This window comes from Pseudomethylobacillus aquaticus, assembly GCF_003730115.1.
In the GTDB taxonomy this organism is placed as follows: Bacteria; Pseudomonadota; Gammaproteobacteria; order Burkholderiales; family Methylophilaceae; genus Pseudomethylobacillus; species Pseudomethylobacillus aquaticus.
In genome coordinates, this window is the sequence record NZ_RJVP01000001.1 from 95157 (window position 1) to 119264 (window position 24108).

Consider the following 24108-nt stretch of genomic DNA (forward strand, 5'->3'; position numbering starts at 1 on the left):
AGAACTTCACATGGCTCTGCGCCTCTCTACTGGACTGCGTAACAAGGCAATGGGCATTCGCACCAACCTGGTGTCGAACGGCTCTTTTGATACCAACACAACCGGATGGACCGCCTCCGGCGCCACACTTTCATCGGTAGCTGGTGGCTCCAATAGCACCAATGGCCTCAGTATTGCCAACTCGGGCGCCGCCTCCGGCTCCGCTTATCAGGATGTGACCACCCGTATTGGTCGTGTCTATATGGTGACGTTTGGCGGCGATACTGGCGATGCTGACGGCTTCCAGGTTAAGGTCGGCACCACGGCCGACGATGATGCCATCCTCACTTCGCCGGTCTATACCGATGCAACGCTCACCACCAAGAAGCTGGCATTCGTAGCTACTGCCACGACCACCCGCATCAGCCTGGTCAACACCTCTGTGCAATCCGGCGAATTCGTGCTGTTCGATGATGTGCTGGTCGAAGAAGTGCTTGATGGCTTCGGCGAGATCATGCGCGGCAGCAAGATCAATATCTATACCGGCACTCAACCGACTTTGGCGAACGATGCAGCCACCGGTACGTTGCTGTGCACCATCGGCAAGAATGGGTCTGACGGCCTGGAATTCACCTCGGCGGACAGCGGCACCATTGGTAAACCGGTAGGCGACACGTGGAACGGCACGTCGGTCGCCAGCGGCACTGCAGGCTGGTTCCGTTGCTACGAAGAAGGGGATGACCCAACCCAAATCAGCGCGACCGCAGCCCGGTTCGATGGCAGCGTCGCGGTATCGGGTGGGCAGCTCAACATGACGAGCACCACGGTGGCAAGCGGTGCAGTGCAGACCGTCTCCAGCATGAACCTCACCCAACCAGCAGCGTAACGTGACAACAGCGGGGCTTCGGCCCCGCATGACTGGATGAGACCTGATGAGCATACTAACCCTCGAACTTGTCAATGACCCGCTCCAGCTTGGCTACTCCGAACACTTGCCACATGCGCCTGGTGTTGTCGCCGACATTCTGAATAGCCGAACCATAGCCGCAGTCGTCAGTATCCCAGTCAGCACGATGTTCGACGTGCTTTACGAGACTGGCTGCTACGCCATGATCAAGCAGGCACAGTTGGCCGGGGATCCCATAGCCGTGCTGGCGTTCGAGGCGCTGAAAGACGCGCAGAGCATCGGCCCCGGCACTGTCAACATTGGAAAGCAAACGACCGTCACCATTCTGGATCAGTTGCAGCAAGCCAACCTGCTGTCTCAGGCTGGCCGGGATGCACTCATCCAGGCAGCGCAAGGCGTAGTCAGCCGTGCGGAACAGCTCGGCATTGGCCGGGTTACTGAAGAGCAAGTCAGGGAGGCGCTGTAATGTCTACTATTAAGCAAATCGTCGGGACCGCCGGTACTGTTACAGTTACTGGCCTGGATTCGTTGGCCAGTGCCACCTTCGTCACGTCAGCTGTGGTTGATAACACCACGAACGATCCACTCGATCTGCTCATTACGCTGGAAGTCACACCGGGTAGCGTGGCCAGCAACAAGCAGGTGCTGCTGTATGCCAAAGCCAGTCTGGACAATACCAACTACCAGTCCGGTCCTGAGTCCGGCACCACGGCCACCGATGAGCCAAATCTGACACTGATCGGCGCATTGCCATGCAACACAAACAGCACGCTTCAGCGTGGTGTATTCAGCGTCTCTGGGGCTTTTGGTGGCGCGCTGCCGCCATACCTCAAGTTCGTCATCAAGAACGAGACCGGCGCAGCTCTGGCCGGTAGTGGCAACGCACTCAAGGTAGCGGAAGTCACCGGCGAGGTCGTTTAATGTCCATTCTGCTGCCCACCAGGTGGCGGAAACAGCCCCAAACCCCTGTTGAAATCGACTGGTCGCACCCCTTAGCCAAGGGGCTGACCGGCATGTGGGTATTCAATTCACAGACACCCTACAACCTCGTTACAGGGGAGCGTGCCTCAAGCCCGGCGCTAAGCGTGCCCGGCGCAAACCGCCACGGCAAAACGCTGCAGCCGACCGATATGGTGCTGGCCGCCGACATGATCAAGCTTTTGCCGGCCGCAACAGGGTCAGTATACTTTCAGGCGACAGGTAGCAACGAGAGCACAGGCTATACAACTTACGTATTTGCAAGCGTATCTGGGAGCATAAATAATTCGCTGGCAATTCATGGGTTCGATTCAGCGAATGGCAATTATCTCTATTTTTCGACAGGCGTAGGTGGTACATACCGCTCAGTAATTTCGAACACAAGCAAACTAGCTGACGCTGCCATGCTGTTTACCTATGGTGGCGGCAGCTATAAAGCCTACAACGCCGGTAAGCCTGATGGCACGCTATCAACAAGTCAAAACCACCCAGTCGGTAGTGGCAGGCAGCTTCTGATCAACAGCGCGCCTAGTGGCTTGGTTGATGGCGCAAAAAACTTCAACGTGCTATGCACGTGGAATAGAAAGTTAAGCGATTCGGAAGCCAAGCTGCTGGGCAGTAACCCTTATCAGCTGTTAGTTTCTCATGCGAACCAGCGGCGATACGGGCTGGTTGTTCCTGGTCCGATATTCCTCTCTGCAGACATCGTGTTGCCGGGTTATGGGATTGATTCCGAAGTGGCAACTGGCGTAATGCTTGATGCTGACCTGACGCTGCCGGTCCTTGAAGTCGATATTCAGGTCCGTGATGACAAGCTGAATGGTGATATTGATTTGCCCATGTGGCTGGTCGAGATTGATACTTTCACCACGGACTTCGGTGAGGCGGATCTTGAGCTACCCTTGCTAGAGATTGACGGCCGCATCGTTCCGCCTGGGCCGCCAATGACGATCACGGCCACCCTGCCAGCACTCACCATTCAGGCCTCACTCCTGTTCCCGATGAGCGGCAACATCACGCTGCCAATGATCGAGATTACTGCAGATACGATTTCTGGCGCATCCATCACAGCCAACATCGCGCTGCCTGCCATTATCATGGAGGCCGGGCTTGCCTCGGAATCCAACATTCTGCTGCCCGCCATCACCATGTCGGGTGCTGTGCTGCATGGTAATGCTCTTAACGCAAACCTAGCCATGCCATCGATCACGGCGCTGATGCAGGTCGGCGTTGTGGGTGACGCACATATCGCAGCCACCTTGCCAATGTTGCAAATGCAGTCTGCTGGCATCACCGGCGGCACCATTGCTGCAGAGATCGGATTGCCGTCGCTTCTGGCGGGCATATCAGTAGCTGTCGAAGGTCTGGTCTCAGGAAACATGCAGTTGCCTTCGCTACGAGCCGCTGGTGAGGTGCTGTCTGGTAGTTCGCTTGCCGCCAGTCTGTTGCTTCCTCAGATCACTGTGTCCGCTACCGTTGCGCATGGTGCTGTCATGGGTGCGTCAATCACCCTTCCCATACTGCAGATGGATGCGGTCATGGTCGGAGACGTGCGCGTTACAGCGAACCTCATTCTTCCACGCCTGGTGATGGATGCGTTCGTCCAGCAGCAGATCGCCAGAACCTTCTACACGTCAGCGCTTAATCTGGCGAATGCCGCCGCCGCCGAATACGAAAACTTCCCGGCGCTGGCCATGGGCAGGGTAGGGGATGCCTATGTGATGATTGCACAGGATGGGGTGTACCTCATGGACGGTGACACCGACGCTGGGCAACCTATTGATGCGATCGTAAAAACAGGGGAGTCGGATCTGGGAAGCTCTAACCTCAAGCGCCTGCAATATGCGTATGTGGGGGCTCGTGGAACTATGGATCTGGCCATGCACGCCGACGGAGGCCATCAGAGCCCCTTTTATTCAGCTAGCCATAGCGGAAACGGCATTGCCACCACAAGGATCAAAATGGGGAAGGGCACCAAGTCCCGCTACTGGCAGGCCGTGCTGCGAAATGTTGATGGAGAGGCGTTCGAGCTGGATGCGCTTGAACTGATCGAAGAGGTAACGGGCAGGAGGGTGAGTTGATGTTCCAAGGTGCAGAAGAAGAGCGGCGTGTTGCTTGGTTGGAGAAGATGGTGAAATTTCTACTCTCAAAAAGGACAAACGGGGGTCGTTTATGCGAAATCCTTTGTAATGTTCCTGATGGTGCAGGCGGAATTAGTCATGCAGTTCGTGAGTTTGATAGCAACAAGATTGTAAGGGCATTCTCATTGGCCAGATCTTCAGAAATCCTTGAGAGCGAAGATCTTTCTATATACAAGCAACCGTTCATGTCAGTTTCTGAGGTTGAGAACCGAACAGCATCATTTTCTGGGCCAGGTAGCGCGGATTTTGTACTTTCTAGCACATTTGGACATCCGAACATAATTTTCCCGCGCCAGATCGCCGTTGTTCACCAAGTTAGCGGTATCATTTTCATCAGTGAGCCAACTAACCCGTCAAGTCGACAATTTGTGAATTTTGATTTGATTAGTGAAGTTAATAGCCCAGGTAACGCGTCAGGGCTAACCTTTAATATTGAGTACGAGGATGGTGTTGTATACGAAATAGCGTGCAATTACAGTAGTATTGTATTTAACTCCAGTGTTGGAAATTATCCAACTGGCGATTTGTTGCTTGATTCATTTGTAGAGTGGATTTCCATAATAAAAAGTGGATCCGGCTCTGAATTACTCAACGCATTTTGTAGATCAATGAGGTACTTCCCTATCAATCAGGGCGGCCAGCCATGGATTACAGGGCAAACTATTTATTCGGGTCCTGTTTTCATTAAACTATTGACCTGCCCTTATTTAATCTAACAACGCTCACGCTTTCCCCATAATTCCCTCAAACCCAAGAGGGCATTGTTATGGCAAGCGTCGAAGAAATCACACAACAATCACTGGAGCGCGTCGATCAGACGCTGAGTGATGCAAACATATTCCTGGACTCGCTGGCGAACGCTGCGACCACGGATCTGTTCAACGGTGTGCCCTACGTTTCCACAGTTGTTCCGTTCTACAATGTTACCCAGAACGTCCGCCTGGCCCCTGTTCTGAGCAGCGCGCAGCCTGCTGCTATTCCAGACACGGAGCCAGCTCCATCAGTTGGAATCACGGCCCCAACGACGCTGGCAGTGCCGGAGTTCAACCTTGCAGCGCCCACGGTGCAGCCGGTTGGGGACGTTGGCGTGGTGGTGGATGAGTTTTCGGATGCACTGCCAGATCTGGAGCAGCTTGAATTAGATGTTCAGCCAGTCCCGTCATTCGATGATGCGTCGCCTGCGCTTAATTTCCCTGCACCGCCAAGTACATCTCTGCCTATCTCACCTGGTGCGGCACCCGAGTTTGTTGCACCCAACATCCCCCAGGCGCGTGACTACACGCTGCCTGACGTGCCGGTGTTGCTGCAGTACAGCATCCCATCCCCGCCTACTACGCAGATCCCGCTGTTCAGTGAGATTGCGCCGGACTATGACCTAACGCCCCCTTCAGAGGAGTTTGTGTGGACTGAGCGCGAGTATCAGTCTGATTTGCTGGATGAAGCCCGGAAGATCCTGTTGTCGGATATCCAGAATGGCGGGTACGGAATCCGTACCGAAGATGAGACGCCTTTGTGGGATAGGGCGCGTGACCGCATTGTGAATCAAGCTGAGGCTGAGCTTCGAAGCGCAGATCGCATGGCCGCTGCGCGTGGCTTCCCGCTCCCTACTGGTGCACAGAATGCACTTATCACCCAAGCACAACAGTCGGTCACCAGTCAGCTTTCAGACATTAACCGCGAGATCAGCATCAAGCGCGCTGAGATGTACGTGCAGGCGCGGCAGTTTGCCATCACGACAGGGTTGTCAGCGGAGCAGTTCCTGCTGAGTTATCACGCCAGCGTCGAAGAGCGCGCCCTGAACGCGGCCAAGTTTGTGATTGAAGCCGCAATCAACCTGTTCAATGCGCGTGCTCAAGACTTTAATGCGCGGCTTGGGCGCTGGCAGGCCAAAGCGCAATTCTACGAGACCGAGATACGGGCTGCTCTAGCGCCACTGGAGCAATACCGTGCCGAGCTTGAGGGCTCGCGTATCACTTCGCAGATCAATTCCGACCAGCTTGACCTTTACCGCTCGCAGATAGCCGGTGTAGAGGCACTGATCGGCATCTACCAGAGCGAGATGCAAGCGGCCAACATCGCAGCTGACATCGAGCGGATAAAGCTGCAGGCCTTTGCGGAGCAGGTGAATGTCTATGCTACCCGGGTGCGTGCGCGATCCGATGAGTTCGGGATGTACGAAACCGGAGTGCGTGCGGAGATTGCCAAGTCGGATAACTATCAGGGGGCATTCGCACAGCGCTTGAATGCTGCCAGGCTGGGGTCTGACATCAATCTGGCGAAGGTGAACGTCACTCGGGAGGACAACCGTCTACGGCTGGATCGTTTCGGCGTCAGTGCAGACAAGTTCCGCTCGAACCTCGATGCCGGTCGCTTGAGACTCAGTGGCCAGGAAGCCAACGTCAACGCCAAGCTGGGTGAAGGGCGCCTGCGTCAGGATGGGTTTCAGTCCGAAGTGGCGGGCTTTGGTGCCCGCATTGATGCAAACCGAGCCCACAATGCCAATGAGGCACTGAAACTTGATGCCGAGGTGCAAGAGGGGCGATTGCTGTTGGATGCGTATCAGCAGAAGCTCAACAAATACTTAGCCGTGCTCAGCAACGAGAACGACAAGGTGCGGCTTTTGCTACAGAAGGCGGGTATCGATGTCGATGTATGGCGTGAGCAGCAGCGTAACGATGCGGCGTTTGAGGGCCTGCGCAGCAACAATCTCAACGAGGGCGTCAACAACTCGCTACGTGCGTATGCTGCCAACATCCAGAACGCAGAACTCAGCCTGCGCAATGTGATTGCTGGGCTGGACGCCAATATTCGCGGATCTGCAGCTGGCGTCGATTTCTACAAGTCGCTGGTTGCATCGGCGCAATCTTCTATCAACGCAATCGCAACGCTCGCAGAGTAAGGGGTACACCATGGCATATACCGATCCAGAGTTCATGCGCCAAGCAACCGGCGGAAACCGCAGCTTCCGTGACATGGCAAAAGAAACCTTCAGTCAGTTCAAGGCGGGGCCGTCGCCGAACGCAGGCGCCGGAGCTGGTCCAGGCGCTGCGCCAAACACAGGCCCGGCCAGTCCAGCTGGCGGGATCAAACCTCCAGGCTCAAACCCTAATGTGCTGGCCAGACTCAAGACTGGCAATCTCGGCACCGTGGGCCGTGTAGCCGGGGTAGGGGCTGGTGGCGCTGGCCTTGCGTATCAGGCAAGCGACATCTACAAGAATGGCCTCAACAAGCAGAACGGCGCAGCGGCTGCTGGTTACGGGATGATGATGATACCCAGCCTCCCGACCGCAGTGGGCGGCGCAGCCTTGGTTGCTGCAAGCCCATACCTGACGCGAGATCGCGGTGAGGCTGTCGTGGGGGGGCTTGTCGGCAGTAATGCGCCAGCCCAGAGGACGTTCTTGGGCGGTCTGGTCGGCAACCAGCAAGGAAACCCCATTGCTGAGCTGCGCAGCACGCTACTCAACGCACCAGTCCGTGCGGAAGTGGCACGCAAGGCGGCAGAGGCGGAAGCTGCAGCGAAGCTGAAGTTGGAGGAAGACAAAGGCCCCAACACGCTGGTGGGGAGCAACTTCAACGAGACCTTTCAGAAGCCGTTCCAAGATGAGGAGGGCAGGCCGATTGCCGGGACGAAGGCGGGAGTAGCCGCTGGTGGCCAGCCCAACAGACCAGCTGCAACGCCAGAAGCCATCCAGCTGCTGCGCCAGTCGATCAATGAGGCGAACAAGCTGCAAAACCCATTCAAGGCACAGGTGAGCGGCCAGGTGGGGGATGGACCATTCTCAGGAATCATCGGCCTTCAGCAAGCGCTGGGGGCAGGACTCTCGGCCAAGGCAGGCAACAATCTTGCTGCACTGCGCTCAACGTTGCTATCGAGCGGAGCGGGGGCGTTGCAGGATGCAAGCCTCAAGCAAGTGGAGCTGGACAAGGCAGCACAGCTGAACAAGTCGCTGGCGGAGTTGGCAGCCCTGAATGATGATAACGACGAGACGGGCAAAAATCGTGAGAATCTTCGCAAGACAATTCTCACCTATCTAGGCAAAGAGCCGCGGGCGAACTTCGAGTTTAAGGAAGTTGGTGGTGGCAATGATCCTACCGACCCGACCAGGGTTCTTCCGAAATCACTTGCTGTTGCAAATGCCCAGACTGGACAGGTCGATATCAGGTCTGTCAATCCGGGATATTTGCCTGGCAACAATCAAGCTGGCCAGTTCAACCCTCAGACTGCTGTCGTCGGTAAAACTTACATTCATCAAGGAATACCAAAGCAATTCGTTGGCTTTGATGAAAATGGCCAGGCTATGATGAACGACTTCAAGTAGCGACCACAACAAAAAACCCCGCAATGGCGGGGTTTTTATAACGCTTCATAGAACTGATCTTTTGTAACTCCCGCCTGTCTGGACATGGATTTTATCAGGTCATGAGAGAAAGGCGCTTTTGGGCAGTCAACTGTTACTTTGTAAAGCTGGCCGTCTTCAACTTTTTTCCATTGCACATGAGAGCTTGCATTCTGATTTCCTTCTTTAAACCCTAGGTTTGTCAGGATGCGCTTAACCTGCCTACATGTGAGTGGAGGATAAATGCTACTCATGCAGCGCAAGGAGTAAGCGGTATTGGCTCCTTGAATGCACTTGCAGAGGTTTGGCGCTTTTGTCTAAAGTTAGAGATAAAGTTATACCAATGCCATTTGATAAAATGGGAAATTGGTGCTTTGCGTGAAAGCAGCTGATCGGCAAACTCACGGTCTTCGCCTACAAGCGCATCTTTCAAGTAATCGAAGATTTGTGCCTCCAACTTATGCTTTACCTCATCCAAGCTGTCCGCCTGAGCAGCCAAATCAAAGTCAATACAAAAAGCCTGCCACTGATTACCAATGGGCTCGGCATAGCATCTAAGAATAAGATTTTTGAGACTGATTTCTGGATTATTCATGCCATACTCCTTATTACTTAATTTGGAATTGCGTTGCATTTGACACTAAGTCAAAAGTAGGACGCTCACCAAAAACATATCGGCGAACATGCTGTCTTTACCAAAGACCCGCATGACGCCGATGTTTTAATCACATTTTTCGTATAAAGCGAATTCATCGGCAGATAATCAAACTGATAAATCACTCTACACTGCTAGTGACACTGAACCTTTTGTCAAGTTCTTTTATATTCACAATGTAAATAGTAGTGTACCGCTTGCGGAATAGCAATTCACTTAGGAATTATTATCGGTCTAAAAGGCGCTTTCATGAGAAAAGTGTTGTAGAAGGATCTTTTGTCATTCTGGCGCATTATGGAATAGCCACGCTTTTGCTACGAAACGGAATAACTGACCAACAGTGCTGCCATTATAGCGAGCGCCGCAATATCAAAAGCCAAGTCGTAAACGTCGCGCTTCCACATACTATGTCCCTCCATGTCGAAGCCATGGTAAATCTGCAAACGGCTTCAAACTATCCCCAGTTCGTCCGCATCCAGCCCCCGCATTACGTGTGCGAATAATGATCTATAAATGCCCCACGTAATACCCCGTCCAGGCTAACAACGCTCACAGTTTGATTAGCATGGTCACCAGCACTTACAAGGAGCTGGTATGGCCATCGTTAAAATCCCTCAGTCCGAATTCCAGAACATCACACCAGTTGAGGACACTGGCGTGGTTCGCGGCGGCGTCGATCTCGGCATCAACCTACTGCGGGGCACGCTTAATGCGGCCAAGGGCATCAGTGATTCGGTAAAGGTCAATAACCCGGTATCCAAGGCGATCCAGACCGGCACGGAGTTTGTGGGCAAGGGCTTGTCACCAGGCGCCGTGGCGCAAGAGCAAATCAACGCACAACGATCAGCAGGGGCTGCTGGCAAGGGGGCTGGCACCGAGATCGGGGCGGCATTACAGAACTTTGCGGATGCACCGCTTGATACCATCGCCCAAGGGGCCGGGACGATTGTGCCGACGTTGCTTGCGCAGCGCCTGCCGGGCGTTCGTAACTCTCCCGTAGCCCAGAAGGCGGTAGGGGCCGGAACGGGTGCGGCAATGGCCGCAGGCTTCGTTAAGAGCGGTATCTATGATGGTGTTGAAAAGGATTACCTGGCCAGTGGCGCATCACCTGAAGAAGCCGCTGCGCGCGCCGAAGATGCGCAGCGCTACACCGGTGAGAACTGGGATCAGATTGCGCTAGGTGCTGGATTAGGTGCCTTGGCGAGTGTAAGTGGTGTAGAAAAGGCGCTTTTGCCTGGCGTTCTCGGGGCCGGTGCAAAGGCGCAGGTCGGCCAAGGCGTTCGTAACATGCTGAAGGAAACGCTCAAGGGCGGGTTCGCGGAAGCCATCCCTGAAGCCATCCAGGGTGGTCAAGAGCGGCTTGCCGAGAACGTGGCCCTGCAGCGAGAAGGGTTCGATGTGGACACCTTCAAGGGCGTTGCCGGTAACGCAACCCTCGAAGGCTTGGCCGGTGGTGTGCTTGGTGGCGGAGTGGGTGCTGCACAAGCCGCCATCAGCCCTCGTGAGAAGCTCAAGCAAACCCTGCTGGAAAGCGGATCACCAGGCCCGCTTACCCAGGCGGCAGTGGCCGGCATTAACAGCGGCGCATCGGACAATATCGCTGCGGCTGGCGCCACGCAAACACCGTCTCGCTTGGAACCGATGCGGGATTTCGTGGAATCAAATCAGGACGGCCTTGAACGGCTCATCAGCGGCGCTGGTGGCGTGGCCGGTGTTCGCCGCGTGCTGGGTGACCAGGCGGCCAGCGAGTTTTCAGCCTTCTACAACATTGCACGCAATCCAGAGGCCTCGCCAGCGGCACGCAAGCTTGCACTTACCGCAGTGGGTGCAATCAGCCAGCGCATGATAGATAGCGCACCGAGCCAAGACCAAGCAACCTCGTCCTTTGCAGTGCCGCCGCAACCACAGCAGGAGTCCAGCAATGTCAGCGTGCCTACTCAGCCAACCCCTACCAACGTGGATCAGCGAGCCGCTGGAGTTGGGATTGATAACGGAAACGGAAGCCCAGCACTTGTACCTTCTGGTGCAGATAACCCCGCAGGGAGAAGAAGTGATGATCAAAGAGGGCGACCAGGTATTGGGCAGAGCGGTGCGAGCAGTCGGGCTGCACCAGCAGTACCTGAACAAGCAGTTGATGCTAGAGCAGGGAGCGGCGATGCACTGACAGCAGCACCGGTAGCGCCAGCTGTTGGCGACATTGTCGAATCGGGTGGTGTGCGCTTCCGGAAGACCGAGAACGGATATGAACGTGTTCAAGCGCCGGTGGACGTTGGCGGTACCGACATTCCTTTGATCAACGGCAACGACCAGAAGGCCAACGAAGCGGCTACGTCTGACCTGAATGAGCGGCCAGCGCCAACCGATGGCCAGAAGCAGGCTGGGAATTACAAGAAAGGCCAAATCAAGCTTGCCGGACTAAGTGTGTCAGTCGAGAACCCAGCTGGTAGCAAGCGGCAAGGTAAAGGCGCAGATGGAAAGCCGTGGAGCAACACCATGGCCGGTCACTATGGCTATATCAAGGGCGTTGCAGCACGGGCGCCTGACAAGGAGCACGTGGATGTATACGTGAAGCCCGGTAGTCCCGATGACTTTGCAGGTGATGTCTATGTGGTGAATCAGGTTGACCCAGTTACAGGGAAGTTCGACGAACCCAAGGTCATGATGGGGTATGACTCGCAGGAGGAGGCGGAGCAGGCATACCAAGCAAGCTATTCAGATGACTGGAAGGGTAATGGCGGCGTGGTGCCGGTGGCAATGCCAAAGTTCAAGGAAATGCTGCAGGATAAACAGGCCTTCCTGAAGCCAGTTGTAGCTGAAGCTGTGACGCAGATCCCTGAAAAAGTACTCGCACCACGTGTTGATTCAATTCCGTCGATGGCGTTTGGACCAGGTGCTATTCAGCCCAAAGTGATTGCAGAAGGTCGCCAGCTTTTCCGTGAAACAAACCAAAGTGGGCTGGATGACCTGCTGCGTGGTGATTCCACGTTTGATTACAACGGCGTCTTTGTTGCTGACAACAAGGACATCGCAATCGGGCAGAGCGACAACAAAGGTGTAATGGTGGAGTTTCGCCCAAACTCGTTGAGTGGTCGAGAAAACATCAAGCCTGGAACAGGCAACATAGCAGGCCGGGAATACAAAGTTGATATTGTGGCACCGCGTGCCGTGCAGTCTGTAACGTTCGCCAATCCAAAGTTTGAAAAAGGCTTAGGCGGTATTTCAATACGCCGCCTGAAAGCGGAGTTCGACAGGGAAGTAAATCCTGACGGAAGCATTACCTATACACGGAAGCCACAATTCGGCTCTTCAGATCTTGCGGCATTGCAGGATTCTTCTCCATCGCAAGAAGCCAAGCCACTGAAGGGTGCAGACAAGTACAACTCACTGGTCGCGCAGTGGAATGACCTTGCAGATCGCTACAAAGCCGCCGACGATCAGGGCAAGGCCATCATCAAGCCAGCCATGGACTTGCTGGACTCTGAAATGAAGAAGGTGGGCCGCGAGTCCATGATTGATGCCAAGCGACAGATAGCTGAGGCGGGCAAGAAGAGGGCTGCAGAGGAAGCTGAGCAATTCAAGGCCATGGCGCAGGGTGAACGCTTGCGCCCTTCCGAGTTTTCAGAGGGCAAAGGCATATTTTGGGAAAAGACTGGGCCAGACGAGTGGACCGGCCGTGGCGAGTGGTTCAATTCTGGCAAGACCATGACCAGTTCGGAAATGGCCGCGCGTGGCGGTTTTTTGCCCATGCCGGCCACCGTGTTTCAAGCGGAGTCGAAGGTCGAAGGCGTTGCAAAGACGGCGGATCCAGCAGAAGAAGATGATGGTTTCATTAAAATGACTAAACAAGAGCTGCAGGATGAGCAAATCAGGCAGCAGCAAGAACGCATCGCGGAAGAAAAGAGAAAGCGCCCAACTGACGAGCGCGGAAAAAGAGTGAAAGCTCAGAAAATTGAGGAGTTAGAAAAACGCTTAGAGGAATACAGGATATTCATTGCAAAGCAGAATCGCCCTCAGCCTGAAGGTGGCAAGCAAGGCAGCTTAATTCAGTCGAAAACGTCAGAAGCTGATGAGCCCAGTCTAGGCGCGGATTCTGTGTCGAAATTGAATGATGAGGCCGGGGCTGAAGAAGGCAAACAGCAAGTAGCCACCAAAGGCGAGACCCCGGCGGCGGACTATCAAAATCGCCAGCACACTGTGGCTGTTCACAAGAATCTGTTTGAACGGATACTGGATTACAAGGTAACTGCCGATGAGGTAAAAGCTTCGTTTAATAGCCTGATCGACAACAAGGAAAGCTTGCTGGAAGAATTGGGGAAGATGACCAAGCCTGAGTTGCTTGATCGATTCCCCGGAATTGGATTCCGCTACAAGAACGAGCGCAAAGACCGTGTGATTGAGGCGGCTTATAACGATATGCTGGACGACTTTGCTTTGCGCAATTCCATCAGCTGGGGGATGAGTTCTGGTCTGGATGGGTATGCTGCAGGTGTCCGGGCTTTCATCGAAAAGATCACCGATGAGGATGTAAGAGCCTACGCTGACAAGGTGAACGCTGCCCGTTCAGAGCGCGAGGCCGAGAGGCAAGGGCGCAATGCCGGTATGCAGGAGCCCAAAACCCTAGACGACTTCCAGAATTTGCTGCGTTCCAAGATGGGGACGGGTCTTGATTTCAAGCAGGCACGCCTTTCGTTGTCACCAGAGCAAAGAGCGACCTTTGACGACCTTACTGCGTCCAAGACCATGGCAGAGCGTGCTGGCCGCAAGGAAAATCAAAAGACCGAAGTGCGCGTTGCTGGCCAAACCGTAAGTGGCCAGATCATCGAAACAAAGCACACCAAGAAGGGACACGATCTCTACGTGGTGCAGCTTTCAGAGCGCATCGAGCGCGATGACTACAACACGCTGAATGCCGGTGCAAAGAGCCTTGGTGGCTATTACTCTGCGTTCCGTGGCAACGGTGCTGTACCGGGTTTTCAATTCACAACCCGTGAGAACGCAGAAGCATTCGTTGCGCTTGCCGGTGGGAACAAGGAAGCCGCACAAGATGCCGTCAAGGAGCGTCGTGACGCTTTTGAGGATGATCGCTCACAGTCAGCAGTAGAGCGGTTGACCGAAATGGCAGCAAAGCTGGAAGAGCGTGCAGATTCTGAGTTGAATCGGGATCGCAAGGTCAACACCACGCGTCGTGCTGGCATGGCTGAGCGTGCAGAACGCGCTGCGTCAGCAGAAAAGGCCACGGCCAAGACCATGCGCAACATTGCGAACGCCATTCAAACTGGATCCGCAAAATACCTCGGTCAAGTCCGCCAGAAATCGCAGGTTGAGTATCTGCAGCGCGCGCTGACGAGTGCGCAGTTAGAAATGCTGCGTCAGCAATATCCATCCTATGCTGATCAAGAGAAGCACAAGTTCGATCCGATGACGCCAGAAGTCGCAGACTATGCCGAATTCCCAGGCTACCGCCTGCGACGTTCAGACTGGGCGGCACTGGGCCGCGCCATGGTGGAGATTGATGGTCTGAAAACGGACGGCAAGCGGATTTTGTCTGTTGCTGATGACGTGACTGCCGCATATCTCAAGTTCGCAAAAGAGAACATCACCAAGGTCGGCGTCTTCGCCAACCAGAAGGGTGAACGTGCCGTGTTCACCAGCAAAGCCGATGCCGAAAACTCAATTTCACGATCTGGATTCAAAGGAAAGGCCGTCGTACTGCCATTCAAGCGTGGTGAGAATCTGATTGTTCTCAGCCCGGCCGAGGCCCAGTTGCGTGGAATTTGGCGCGGGGACGATGACCAATACATCGAGGTACGCAGCGACTTTGGTGCTGAGCTGGTGCAGAAGATAGGCAAAGCAAATCGCCGTGCAGCCAAAGTTGAGTTGCCCTGGCAACTTGAAAACGCCCACGACCGTCGTGAAAAGCTGAGACGCATGGGGATAGAAACGCCTGCAGAGTTCCGCGCTGCATTGCGAGAAATGATCAGCTTGCGTGAGACACCGGCAGAATCTGACAAGGTTAAGAAGCTTGAACGCGCGATGGTTGGACGGCGCAATGACGGCCTTGATTTCTTCCCGACCCCGTCCAGCACTGCCGATGAGATGGTGGAGGCTGCCGACATCAAGGACGGCATGACGGTGTTGGAACCGTCTGCAGGCATGGGCCACATTGCGGAGCGCATCCGTGAAACAGGTGTTGAGCCTGATGTGGTGGAGATTTCTGGGGATCGTCGGGAGCTTCTTGAAGCCAAAGGATTTAACGTCGTTGCCTCGGATTTCATGGAGCTGACTGAGCAGTATGACCGTATCATCATGAACCCGCCGTTCAGCGACAGACGCGACGAAGCGCACGTGCGACATGCCTACGAGTTGCTGAAGCCGAATGGTCGTCTGGTGGCCATCATGGGCGAAGGCGTGTTCTTTGGTAGCGATCGAAGAGCAGGCGAGTTCAGGGACTGGCTGGAAGCTGTCGGCGGTACCTCAGAAAAGCTGGAATCAGGCACATTCATGGACCCATCGCTGCCGGTGACTACGAGTGTTGCCGCGCGCATGGTGGTCATCGATAAGGGCACCGGCCCAGCATTTAGCCGCAGCGCCATGAAGTCTGTCGATGCCAACATTCAGCGCGGTGAGCGTGCCATGAACCAGGTGCTGCTTGATCGGGCTGACGTTGCTCGTGCGATGTACCACAACGAGCTTGGCTGGATTGATTTTGTGTGGGGCGATAACCTCAAGGGCGTTCAGCACATCATCAAGCAGAGAACCATCAAGGATGGATTGACCGTTGATCAGGTTTATCAGCTACTGACTGAGCGCATTGTGGATGCGGTTGCCACCGGGAACCTCGTGCGTGTCCGAGAATTTCAAGTATCGAGACAGGTAGTTCTTGAGAAAAACGGATACGAGGCCGTGCTGGTCAGAAACAAAGGCTCGAATGGCTGGGTGTTGAGCGGCTGGAAAGTAAAAACGCCTGGTGCCAAGACGGGGGGAAATGACCCCGCCAAGGCTACTGACACAGCCGCTGACTCTACCGACGGCCGTGCAGTTTCAGGCGTTATGGCCGAATTATCCTCCCTGGCTGAGCAAGCTGTCAACAACCCGGCCTTGTCACGTGGCGCTCCCGGTGGCATGCCTGTTGACGTGGTGCAGACCATCACCGATGCCATTGGCCAGCGCTGGAAGGGGGCTCCCGAGATCATCGTCGTGTCGGACATGAATGATGCACGGATTCGCAAAGTGGTCCGCGATGAGAACCAGCGCCAGTTGTCCCAAGGCGCCACCGGTGAGCCCGAAGGATTCTTCGACGCTGGGAAGGTCTATGTCGTGGCAAGCCAGATGCGCAGCGTCAACGATGTGGTACGCGTGCTATTCCACGAGACCCTTGGCCATGCAGGATTGCGTGGTGTATTTGGTGAAGAGCTGAAGCCGATACTGCGTCAGATCGCCAACATGCGCAAAGCGGAAGTGGCCGCCAAGGCCGCCGAGTACGGTTTGAACATGGAGGTGGAGTCGGATCGCCTGATTGCTGCAGAGGAAGTGCTGGCCGTGATGGCGCAGACCAAGCCGGAAATTGGCTTTGTGAAGCGTGCTATTGCTGCGATTCGCGCATGGCTGCGTCAACACGTGCCGGGATTTGCCAAGATGCAGATGACGGATAACGACATCATCGCCAACTTCATTCTTCCGGCACGCCAGTTTATTGAATCAGGGCGTGCTGAGCTGAGTCTACGAGAGGGCCAGAACCCTCCGCTGCCTGCAATGAGTCGTGACGATGCGCGCGCGATCCTCAATGGTGAACCCGTTGCTTCACTGAATTCAGAAGACGCGCCCAAAGGGGGCTTCGCTGCCGTCGTGGACTGGGCGGCCGAGATATTTGCATCGCAAGGCGGGAAAGCTGTCCGGGATGGCTTTGGTGAAGTTGCGCTGGATCGACGTGCTGCAAAGGACTCAATGGCACATGGTGGTGCTAACCGCTACAAGAAGGTGGCTTTTGCTGCAGTGAAAGATGTGATTGAGAAGGGAGCGCTGGTCTGGTCCGGAAAGGACGGGCGCGAGGACAGCTATTACTTCTCAGGGCCAGTCGAGATCGATGGTGTCACGAATATTGAAACAGTGTTGGTGAAAAAAGATTTCAACACCAAGCGAATGTACTTGCACAGCATTATCACAAAACAAAACCTCCTGAACCAAGGAGTGTCCAGGGTTGATGCCGTAGCATCCGAACGGTCTGGCTCAATTGATTCAGAAGGCATTGCCAGAATACTGCAAAACCTGATGACAGACAATCAGGGCGATGGCAATACCGCGTTCAGCCGAGCCTCTACCGCCACCCCGGAAGGCGTGATGGGTTCCGGCGCACGCCGTGCTGCTTTCGACATGGGGGTAATGAACAAAGCACTCGATGTGCTCAAGCAACCATCCATGCGCACGTTCGGCGTTATCAGTGGCATTCGCACCCAGTTGGACAAGGCCCGCCAAGATCCAACTGGCTTTGGCCGCGTGTTCGACCTGATGGTGGGGTTCGAGAATGACTTACGCCGCACGGCAGCAAGACCATCCACGTTGGCGCCGAGCATTTTCCCGGTGGACAACGAAGGCATGGTCAATGGTCTTAAAAAGCTGCTTAAGGGCAAGCAGAACAGCGCAGCCGATAAAGCCGTTGCTGATGCGTTGTTTGATGGCACGCTGGACGGGGATGACGCATTCAGCGGCAAGGTGTTCACGGATGCCGAACTCATGGACCGTGGTTTTACACCGGCTCAGGTCACCAAATACCGTGAAGCGCGCGCGGTGGTAGATGCAAGCCTGATGGAAGCCGCAGCAGCGACTGCTTTCCAGATGGCGCAGAAGTACATTCCGGGATACAAAGACGCCATCCGCGACAACCCGTCCATGGCCAGTGATCTGGTGCCAACCGCGCTTGAAAATGCGGCTCAGCGTGTGCAAGACAAGATTTCAAGCACCGCAGATCCCAAGGAACTTGGCAGGCTTGAGAACCAACTACTCAGTATCACTGAGACCATTGATGCCGTTCGCCTCGTCTTCGAGCGCGTTGGGCAGCTGCAGCAGGCGGGTTACATGCCGCTGATGCGCTTCGGGAAATACACCGTCACCGGATATGACGCGACTGGGGCCGTTGAGTACCACGCCCGGTTTGATACGGAGACAGAGGCAAAGCTGGCCGAGTCCTGGGCAAAAGTCAGGTTTGAACGTGCGGAGCGCGGCATAGCACCGACAAACCCAAACACCCTATTTGCTGGCGTTGACCCAGAGACCGTGAGCCTGTTCGTCAATCAGCTGGGCGTGAAATTTGGTGATGAGTCGGTCAACGAATCCGTGATGCAGGAGTGGTACCGTCGCGCAGTCAGCGAGCGCAGCGCGTGGAAGAGATTGATCAACCGAAAGGGCACGCCTGGCTATGACGATGATATAGAGCGTGTGCTGGCATCATTCATCACCTCCAATGCACGGTTCGCAGCGCAGGCCTACAATCGCGGCGGCATTCTGGATGCGATGAACTTCCTGCAAACAGATCCGGAGTACAAGCGCCGTGGTGACGTGTTCGACGAGGCCAACAAACTCAAAGAGTACATGGACAACCCCGAAGAGCCGTTCGCCGTCGGCCGCAGCCTGATGTTCACCTGGTTTCTTGGTGGGTCGATCTCGTCTGCCGTCGTTAACCTGACGCAGCCGGTCCTGATGACGTTCCCCTACCTGTCACAGTGGGGGCCCGCAAAGGCAGGCCAGTATCTGGCTGGTGCCGCAAAAGACGCTGTACGTCCGACAGGTATTCAGGATCAGGGCATGAAAGACGTGCTGGCCAGAGCATCCGAAATGGGGATCGTGGAGCCGCAGGAAATTCATCACCTCTACCGCCTGGGCATGAAGAGCTTGCTGAGTCGCGTTCCAGCAGGCGAAAACTTCCGCACGCGGCTGCAGGGCGCCGGGCAGATGTGGGGTTACCTGTTTGGGCAGGCTGAGAAGTTCAATCGCCGCCTGACGTTCATCGCGGCCTACCGCATGGCCGTGGATAACCCGGATCTCGGTGACGCCTATGAGTTCGCGGAACGGGCGGTCGAAGAAACGCAGGGGATTTACTCCAAGGCCAACCGGCCAAACTGGGCGCGCGGTACTGGCTCACTGGGTGCTGTAGGCGCGGCGGCCTTCACGTTCAAGCAATACTCGATTGCCTACGTTGAATTGCTTCGCCGCATGTGGATGGCCGGGCCGGAAGGTAAGCGCGCCGCCGGGATCATGCTGGGCATGCTGGTGCTGGCATCCGGCCTCCAAGGTCTACCCTTTGCAGATGACGGTGAAGACGCACTGGATACCGCACTGCAGTTTATGGGAAGGGAAGGGAACACCAAGGCTGATGTTCGCAACTGGGCGCTGGATATGCTGGGTGAAGAGGCAGGCCTGTTTGCACTGTATGGCGTTTCTGCCTTCTTGCCGCTCGACATACAAAGCCGTTTGGGCATGGCCAACCTCATCCCATCCACGACGCTGCTCAAACCATCTGAGGATAACAAAGCACGGGCGCTGGGAGAGCTGTTCGGTGCACCTGGCTCATACCTGACTGACATAGCAGACGCGATCAGCGCTTGGGAGGCTGGGAAGTCTGGCGTGGATACCCTAATTGAGATGGCGCCGGTGGCGATCAAGAACCTCAACAAGGGGTTCGATATGGCAGCTGATGGTTTCTACTCGGACACGCGAGGCAAGAAGGTTGTGGATACCGACGCCGGTGATTCATTTATCAAGGGCGTGCTAGGCTTCCAGCCGACCAAGGTCTCAATGGAAACCAGACGGCTGGGCAGCATCCAGCAGAGTGTGAGCCGTGTGAAGCAAAAGGAAGGCGACATTGCAGACCTGCTTGCACAAGGCCGATTTGAGGGGAGCCAGGAGAAGATCCAGCGCGCCATGCAAATGCTGAATGACTGGAACGAGCGGAATCCGAACTTGCGAATCAGTATTGCACCACGCCAGATCATTCAGCGATTGCGAGCAATGGCGATGACGAGAGAGCAGCGCTTGCTTAAAACGATACCAAAGGAGCTTAGAGCATCACTTATTGAGTGATGGTGCAGTATTCAGTCGCACAGGTATAAGGCATGTCGCTGGCATGCCTTTTTTTCATGGTGTGGTGTAAAGTGTGGAAAAAAATTATTGTAAAATATGAATTTATAAATAAAATCAATTGATTATGTTAGATATATGGCGGACACCCTTTCCGCCAAGCCTCCCTGCTCACGCTGTCCTGCTTGTCCCCTGCGCCATTCCCTGATGCCGTATCCGTTTTGCCTGATCATTGTTCTAATCTGAGATTCTGATGTGCGATATTCTGTTTGTTCGTCATGTTGAGCTTGTCTCTTGAGCACGATCAATGGAACCTGCTGCTTTTTCTGTTTGTCCCATTGGCCGTGTATCGCTTAATATCGATGCAAGCCTGCATCTCCCTGACGGGATACACGCTGTTTAGTGATGCATGTTGCTCGTCTCGACATGCACTGCCTGTGAACCCTGGTGTCAGCGCCATGCGTACGGTTCCCATGTGTAGGGTCTAACAAGAGCGGCATGCTGCCCATAGCATGGGACACGCTGTCATTTTCTGACACACTGTCCCTGCGCCCGAGATCTACTGAAAGAGTTATTGATGCCACATGACGTCAGTCTGATCGCCACCATTGCCGCCGGTTTTGGTCTTGCCCTGATCTTTGGATACTTCGCGGCGCGTCTGCGCATGCCACCACTGGTCGGCTACCTGCTGGCGGGGATCGTCATCAGCCCCACCACGCCAGGCTTTGTCGCCGATATCGGTCTTGCCAGCCAGTTGGCCGAGATCGGCGTGATGCTGCTGATGTTCGGTGTGGGCCTGCATTTTTCGCTGGACGATCTGATGCAGGTACGCAAGATCGCGGTGCCCGGTGCCATCGTGCAGATCGGGGTGGCGGTGCTGCTGGGCATGCTGACCGCTTCCTTGTGGGGCTGGGATTTCGGCGCTTCCCTGGTGTTCGGTCTATGTCTTTCGGTGGCGAGTACGGTGGTGCTGCTGAGGGCGCTGGAATCCAAGGGCTTGCTCAAATCCATCAACGGGCAGATCGCCGTGGGCTGGCTGGTGGTAGAAGACCTGGTCATGGTACTGGTGCTGGTGTTGTTGCCTGCGCTGGCCGGTGTGATCTCCTCCGTCGATAGCGCTAGCACTACTGCCATTTCCTCCAGCAACATCTGGCAGACGGTGGGCATCACCCTGGCCAAAGTGGTGGCCTTTATCGTACTGATGCTGGTAGTGGGGCGCCGCGTGCTGCCCAAGCTGTTATGGTTCGTGGCCAAGACCGGTTCGCAGGAGCTGTTCACGCTGAGTGTGGTGGCCGTGGCGGTTGGTGTTGCCTTCGGCGCAGCGGCGCTGTTCGATGTGTCGTTTGCCTTGGGTGCCTTCTTCGCCGGCATGATGATGCGCGAATCCGAGTTCAGTCACCGTGCCGCGGATGAATCGCTACCCTTGCGCGATGCGTTCGCGGTGCTGTTCTTCGTGTCGGTGGGCATGCTGTTCGACCCGGCGGTGCTGTGGAACGAGCCGGTCAAGCTGGTGGCCGTGGTGGCCATCATCATGGTGGGCAAGACCATCGCCGCCGTCGGGCTGGTGCTGCTGTTCCGTTACCCCCTTAACACGGCACTCACGGTAGGTGCCAGTCTGGCGCAGATCGGTGAGTTCTCGTTCATCCTGGCGGGTCTGGGGGTGGGCCTGGGCCTGATGCCCGTGGAAGGGCAAAGCCTGGTGCTGGCAGGTGCCTTGATCTCTATCGCCGCCAATTCCGCCTTGTTCGCCGCCATCGAGCCATTGCAACGCTGGATACGTGGCCGTTCCGATCTGGCGCGCAGACTGGAACGCAGTGTGGATCCGCTGGCCGAGCTGCCATATTCCACCGATCAGACCCTGCTCACCGGTCAGGTGGTATTGGTTGGCTATGGCCGCGTGGGCAAACGCATCGGCCAGAAGCTGCGTGATGCGCACATTCCTTATGTGGTGGCCGAGCAGAACCGCGAGATGGTGGATGCACTGCGCCACAGTGGCATCCCTGCCGTGAGTGGCGACGCCGCCACGCCCGAGGTGCTGATCCAGGCCCACATCGCACGGGCCGCCATGCTGGTGATCGCCATTCCCGAGACCGTGCATGTACGCAAGATGGTGGACATCGCCAAAACACTGAATCCCTCGGTGCTGATCGTGCTGCGCACGCACAGCGAGGAAGAAGCCGCCATGTTCGAGAAAGAGAACCTGGGCAAGGTGTTCAATGGCGAGAAGGAATTGGCCAATGGCATGACTACCCACATCCTGCGTGAATTGCAGAGCCGTTTCGTCACCACCTGAGTGTTTCAAGCTCCGTGCAGGCCACCTGCATGGGGCAGCAGCATCCATCGCGCAAACAATCCTTAATGTGCAAATTATTTGTTGTTTCTGAGCAACAAAATCCCTGCAATTCATTTTGCGTCATCAATCTGTCACATTTGATACGCAATATCGCCCCTGTGTTGAAACACGCAATTTTCAATTACCAAGGGGTTAACAATGACGAATTTCAAAGTACGCAGTTTGCTGGCTGCTGTTTCCGGTGCACTGCTGCTGTCCGCAGGTGGTACCGCAATGGCGGATTCCACCGATGACATCGTAAATGCACTGATTGCCAAGGGCGTGCTGACCGAAGAAGAAGGCGCACTGCTGATGCGGGGCCGCCAAGGCGAGAAAGAAGCTGCCGAGAAGAAAAAAGAAACCGCCATCAGCGCTGGTTACAAGGACGGCATCGTGTTCTCCAGCGGTGACGGCAAGACCAGCATGGCCATCAACGGCCGTATCCACGCTGACTACCGCGCATTCAACTACGACGAAGATGACAATGGCTCCACCGGCCTGAGCGCTAACGGTGCCGACACCTTTGATATCCGCCGTGCGCGTCTGGGTGCCAAGGTCAAGTTCCTGGACTACTACGAAGCTGAAGTCGTTGCCAACCTGTCCGGTGGTTCCACCACCATGGACGTGGCTTACCTGAACATCTCCTGGTTCAAGAACGCACAACTGCGTTTCGGTCAATTCAAGATGCCATTCAGTCTGGAACAACTGACCAGCTCCAACAACATCGATTTCGTTGAGCGTAGCTTTGTTGACGCTTATGTACCAGCCAAGGAAGTGGGCGCCATGATGCACGGTGCGCCGTTCACTGGCTTCACCTACGGCGTGGCGGCTTCTACCGGTCGTGGTATCAACAGTGCAGAGAACGACGTGCGTGTGGATGACGTGGACCTGATCGGTCGCGCCACCATCAACTTCGCTGAGATCATGGGCGACAAGAACATGGTATTGCACGCAGGTCTGGCCGCTGCCAAGGGTGATATCTCCAAGGGTGACGCTGCTGCTGCCTTCGGTGGTAACCGTAGCACCGAGGCACGTGGTGCTTCCTTCTTCAGCGCACCGGTGGTGAATACGCCAGCTGGCGCCGATGCTTCCATCGATCGCACCCGCGTTGGCCTGGAAGGTGCTGCTGCTTATGGTCCATTCAAGGTTCAAGCGCAATACCTGACCAGCAGCTTCGATTTCGACACCGCAACGCGTGGTTATGACGTGGACATCAACACCTGGTACGCAGAAGCCCTGTGGACGCTGACCGGTGAAACCCATGCCAGCCGTTACAAGGGTGGTGCTTTCGGTGCCCTCAAGCCTACCAACAACTTTGACCCGGTCAAATTCACGGGCGGTGCCTGGGAACTGGGCCTGCGTTACAGCAAGTTCGACGCCAGCGATTTCAACACCCTGGGCCTGCGTGCAGGTGCTGGTCAGGATGCTCAAGTCGGTACCGGTGCCAGCCGTTTTTCCGAAGCCAATTCCTGGACCATGGGTGTGAAGTTCGTAGCGAACCCACACGTACGCTTCATGCTGGATTTCGTACAGACCGATTTCGAGAACAACTTCGGTGGTGGGGTCGTCAACGTCAATGGCAAGCCAGAGAACGACGAAAAGGCACTGTTGCTGCGTACGCAATTCACGTTCTAAACGCAACTCAGGTTCTACCTTTTGCAACAAAAGCCCGCGCAAGCGGGCTTTTTGTCTTTTGCAGGGCATAGACC

The 24108-nt window shown here is 55.5% G+C and carries 12 protein-coding genes; 10 read left to right on the forward strand and 2 right to left on the reverse strand.

Features of this window, described 5'->3' with window-relative positions; genetic code table 11:
• Positions 1 to 10: 10 nt before the first annotated feature.
• The 7 genes from ED236_RS00495 to ED236_RS00520 are packed head-to-tail and all read left to right on the forward strand — an operon-like array spanning position 11 to position 8324.
• Entirely contained in the window at positions 11 to 865 is an 855-nt protein-coding gene (locus ED236_RS00495; protein WP_123236001.1) for a DUF642 domain-containing protein, read from the forward strand.
• A 46-nt stretch (positions 866 to 911) separates the two neighbouring features.
• Positions 912 to 1352: a hypothetical protein gene (locus ED236_RS00500; RefSeq protein WP_123236002.1), complete on the forward strand. Its 441-nt coding sequence runs from the start codon at positions 912 to 914 to the stop codon at positions 1350 to 1352.
• Positions 1352 to 1807, forward strand: coding sequence for a hypothetical protein (locus tag ED236_RS00505; RefSeq protein WP_148042219.1), 456 nt, complete (start codon positions 1352 to 1354; stop codon positions 1805 to 1807). Before ED236_RS00500 ends, ED236_RS00505 begins: the two co-directional genes overlap by 1 nt.
• On the forward strand, positions 1807 to 3945 hold the full coding sequence (locus tag ED236_RS00510) for a hypothetical protein (RefSeq protein ID WP_123236004.1): 2139 nt from the start codon (positions 1807 to 1809) through the stop codon (positions 3943 to 3945). Before ED236_RS00505 ends, ED236_RS00510 begins: the two co-directional genes overlap by 1 nt.
• Positions 3945 to 4721, forward strand: a complete 777-nt coding sequence (locus ED236_RS12325) for a hypothetical protein (protein ID WP_148042220.1) — start codon at positions 3945 to 3947, stop codon at positions 4719 to 4721. Before ED236_RS00510 ends, ED236_RS12325 begins: the two co-directional genes overlap by 1 nt.
• A gap of 50 nt (positions 4722 to 4771) precedes the next feature.
• Entirely contained in the window at positions 4772 to 6904 is a 2133-nt protein-coding gene (locus ED236_RS00515; protein WP_123236005.1) for a coiled-coil domain-containing protein, read from the forward strand.
• A 10-nt stretch (positions 6905 to 6914) separates the two neighbouring features.
• The gene (locus tag ED236_RS00520; protein WP_148042221.1) at positions 6915 to 8324 is read left to right on the forward strand and encodes a hypothetical protein; all 1410 of its coding nucleotides are present in this window, start codon (positions 6915 to 6917) and stop codon (positions 8322 to 8324) included.
• Positions 8325 to 8359: 35 nt separating this feature from the next.
• On the opposite strand, the gene ED236_RS12775 is transcribed toward ED236_RS00520, so the two are convergent.
• Both ED236_RS12775 and ED236_RS00530 read right to left on the reverse strand, forming a co-directional pair.
• Entirely contained in the window at positions 8360 to 8596 is a 237-nt protein-coding gene (locus tag ED236_RS12775; RefSeq protein ID WP_123236007.1) for a type II toxin-antitoxin system HicA family toxin, read from the reverse strand.
• On the reverse strand, positions 8593 to 8937 hold the full coding sequence (locus tag ED236_RS00530; RefSeq protein ID WP_205125617.1) for a hypothetical protein: 345 nt from the start codon (positions 8935 to 8937) through the stop codon (positions 8593 to 8595). The genes ED236_RS12775 and ED236_RS00530 overlap by 4 nt, the downstream gene beginning before the upstream one ends.
• Positions 8938 to 9591: 654 nt before the next feature.
• Between ED236_RS00530 and ED236_RS00535 the strand changes: the two genes are divergently transcribed.
• The 3 genes from ED236_RS00535 (at position 9592) to ED236_RS00545 (ending at position 24034) form a co-directional block, all read left to right on the forward strand.
• The gene (locus ED236_RS00535) at positions 9592 to 20070 is read left to right on the forward strand and encodes a PLxRFG domain-containing protein (protein WP_123236008.1); all 10479 of its coding nucleotides are present in this window, start codon (positions 9592 to 9594) and stop codon (positions 20068 to 20070) included.
• Positions 20071 to 20644: 574 nt separating this feature from the next.
• Positions 20645 to 22360 carry a cation:proton antiporter domain-containing protein gene (locus ED236_RS00540; RefSeq protein WP_123236009.1) on the forward strand — a complete coding sequence of 572 codons (1716 nt, stop codon included), beginning with the start codon at positions 20645 to 20647 and terminating at the stop codon, positions 22358 to 22360.
• A 198-nt stretch (positions 22361 to 22558) separates the two neighbouring features.
• The gene (locus ED236_RS00545; RefSeq protein ID WP_123236010.1) at positions 22559 to 24034 is read left to right on the forward strand and encodes an OprO/OprP family phosphate-selective porin; all 1476 of its coding nucleotides are present in this window, start codon (positions 22559 to 22561) and stop codon (positions 24032 to 24034) included.
• The last annotated feature ends 74 nt before the right edge of the window (positions 24035 to 24108 follow it).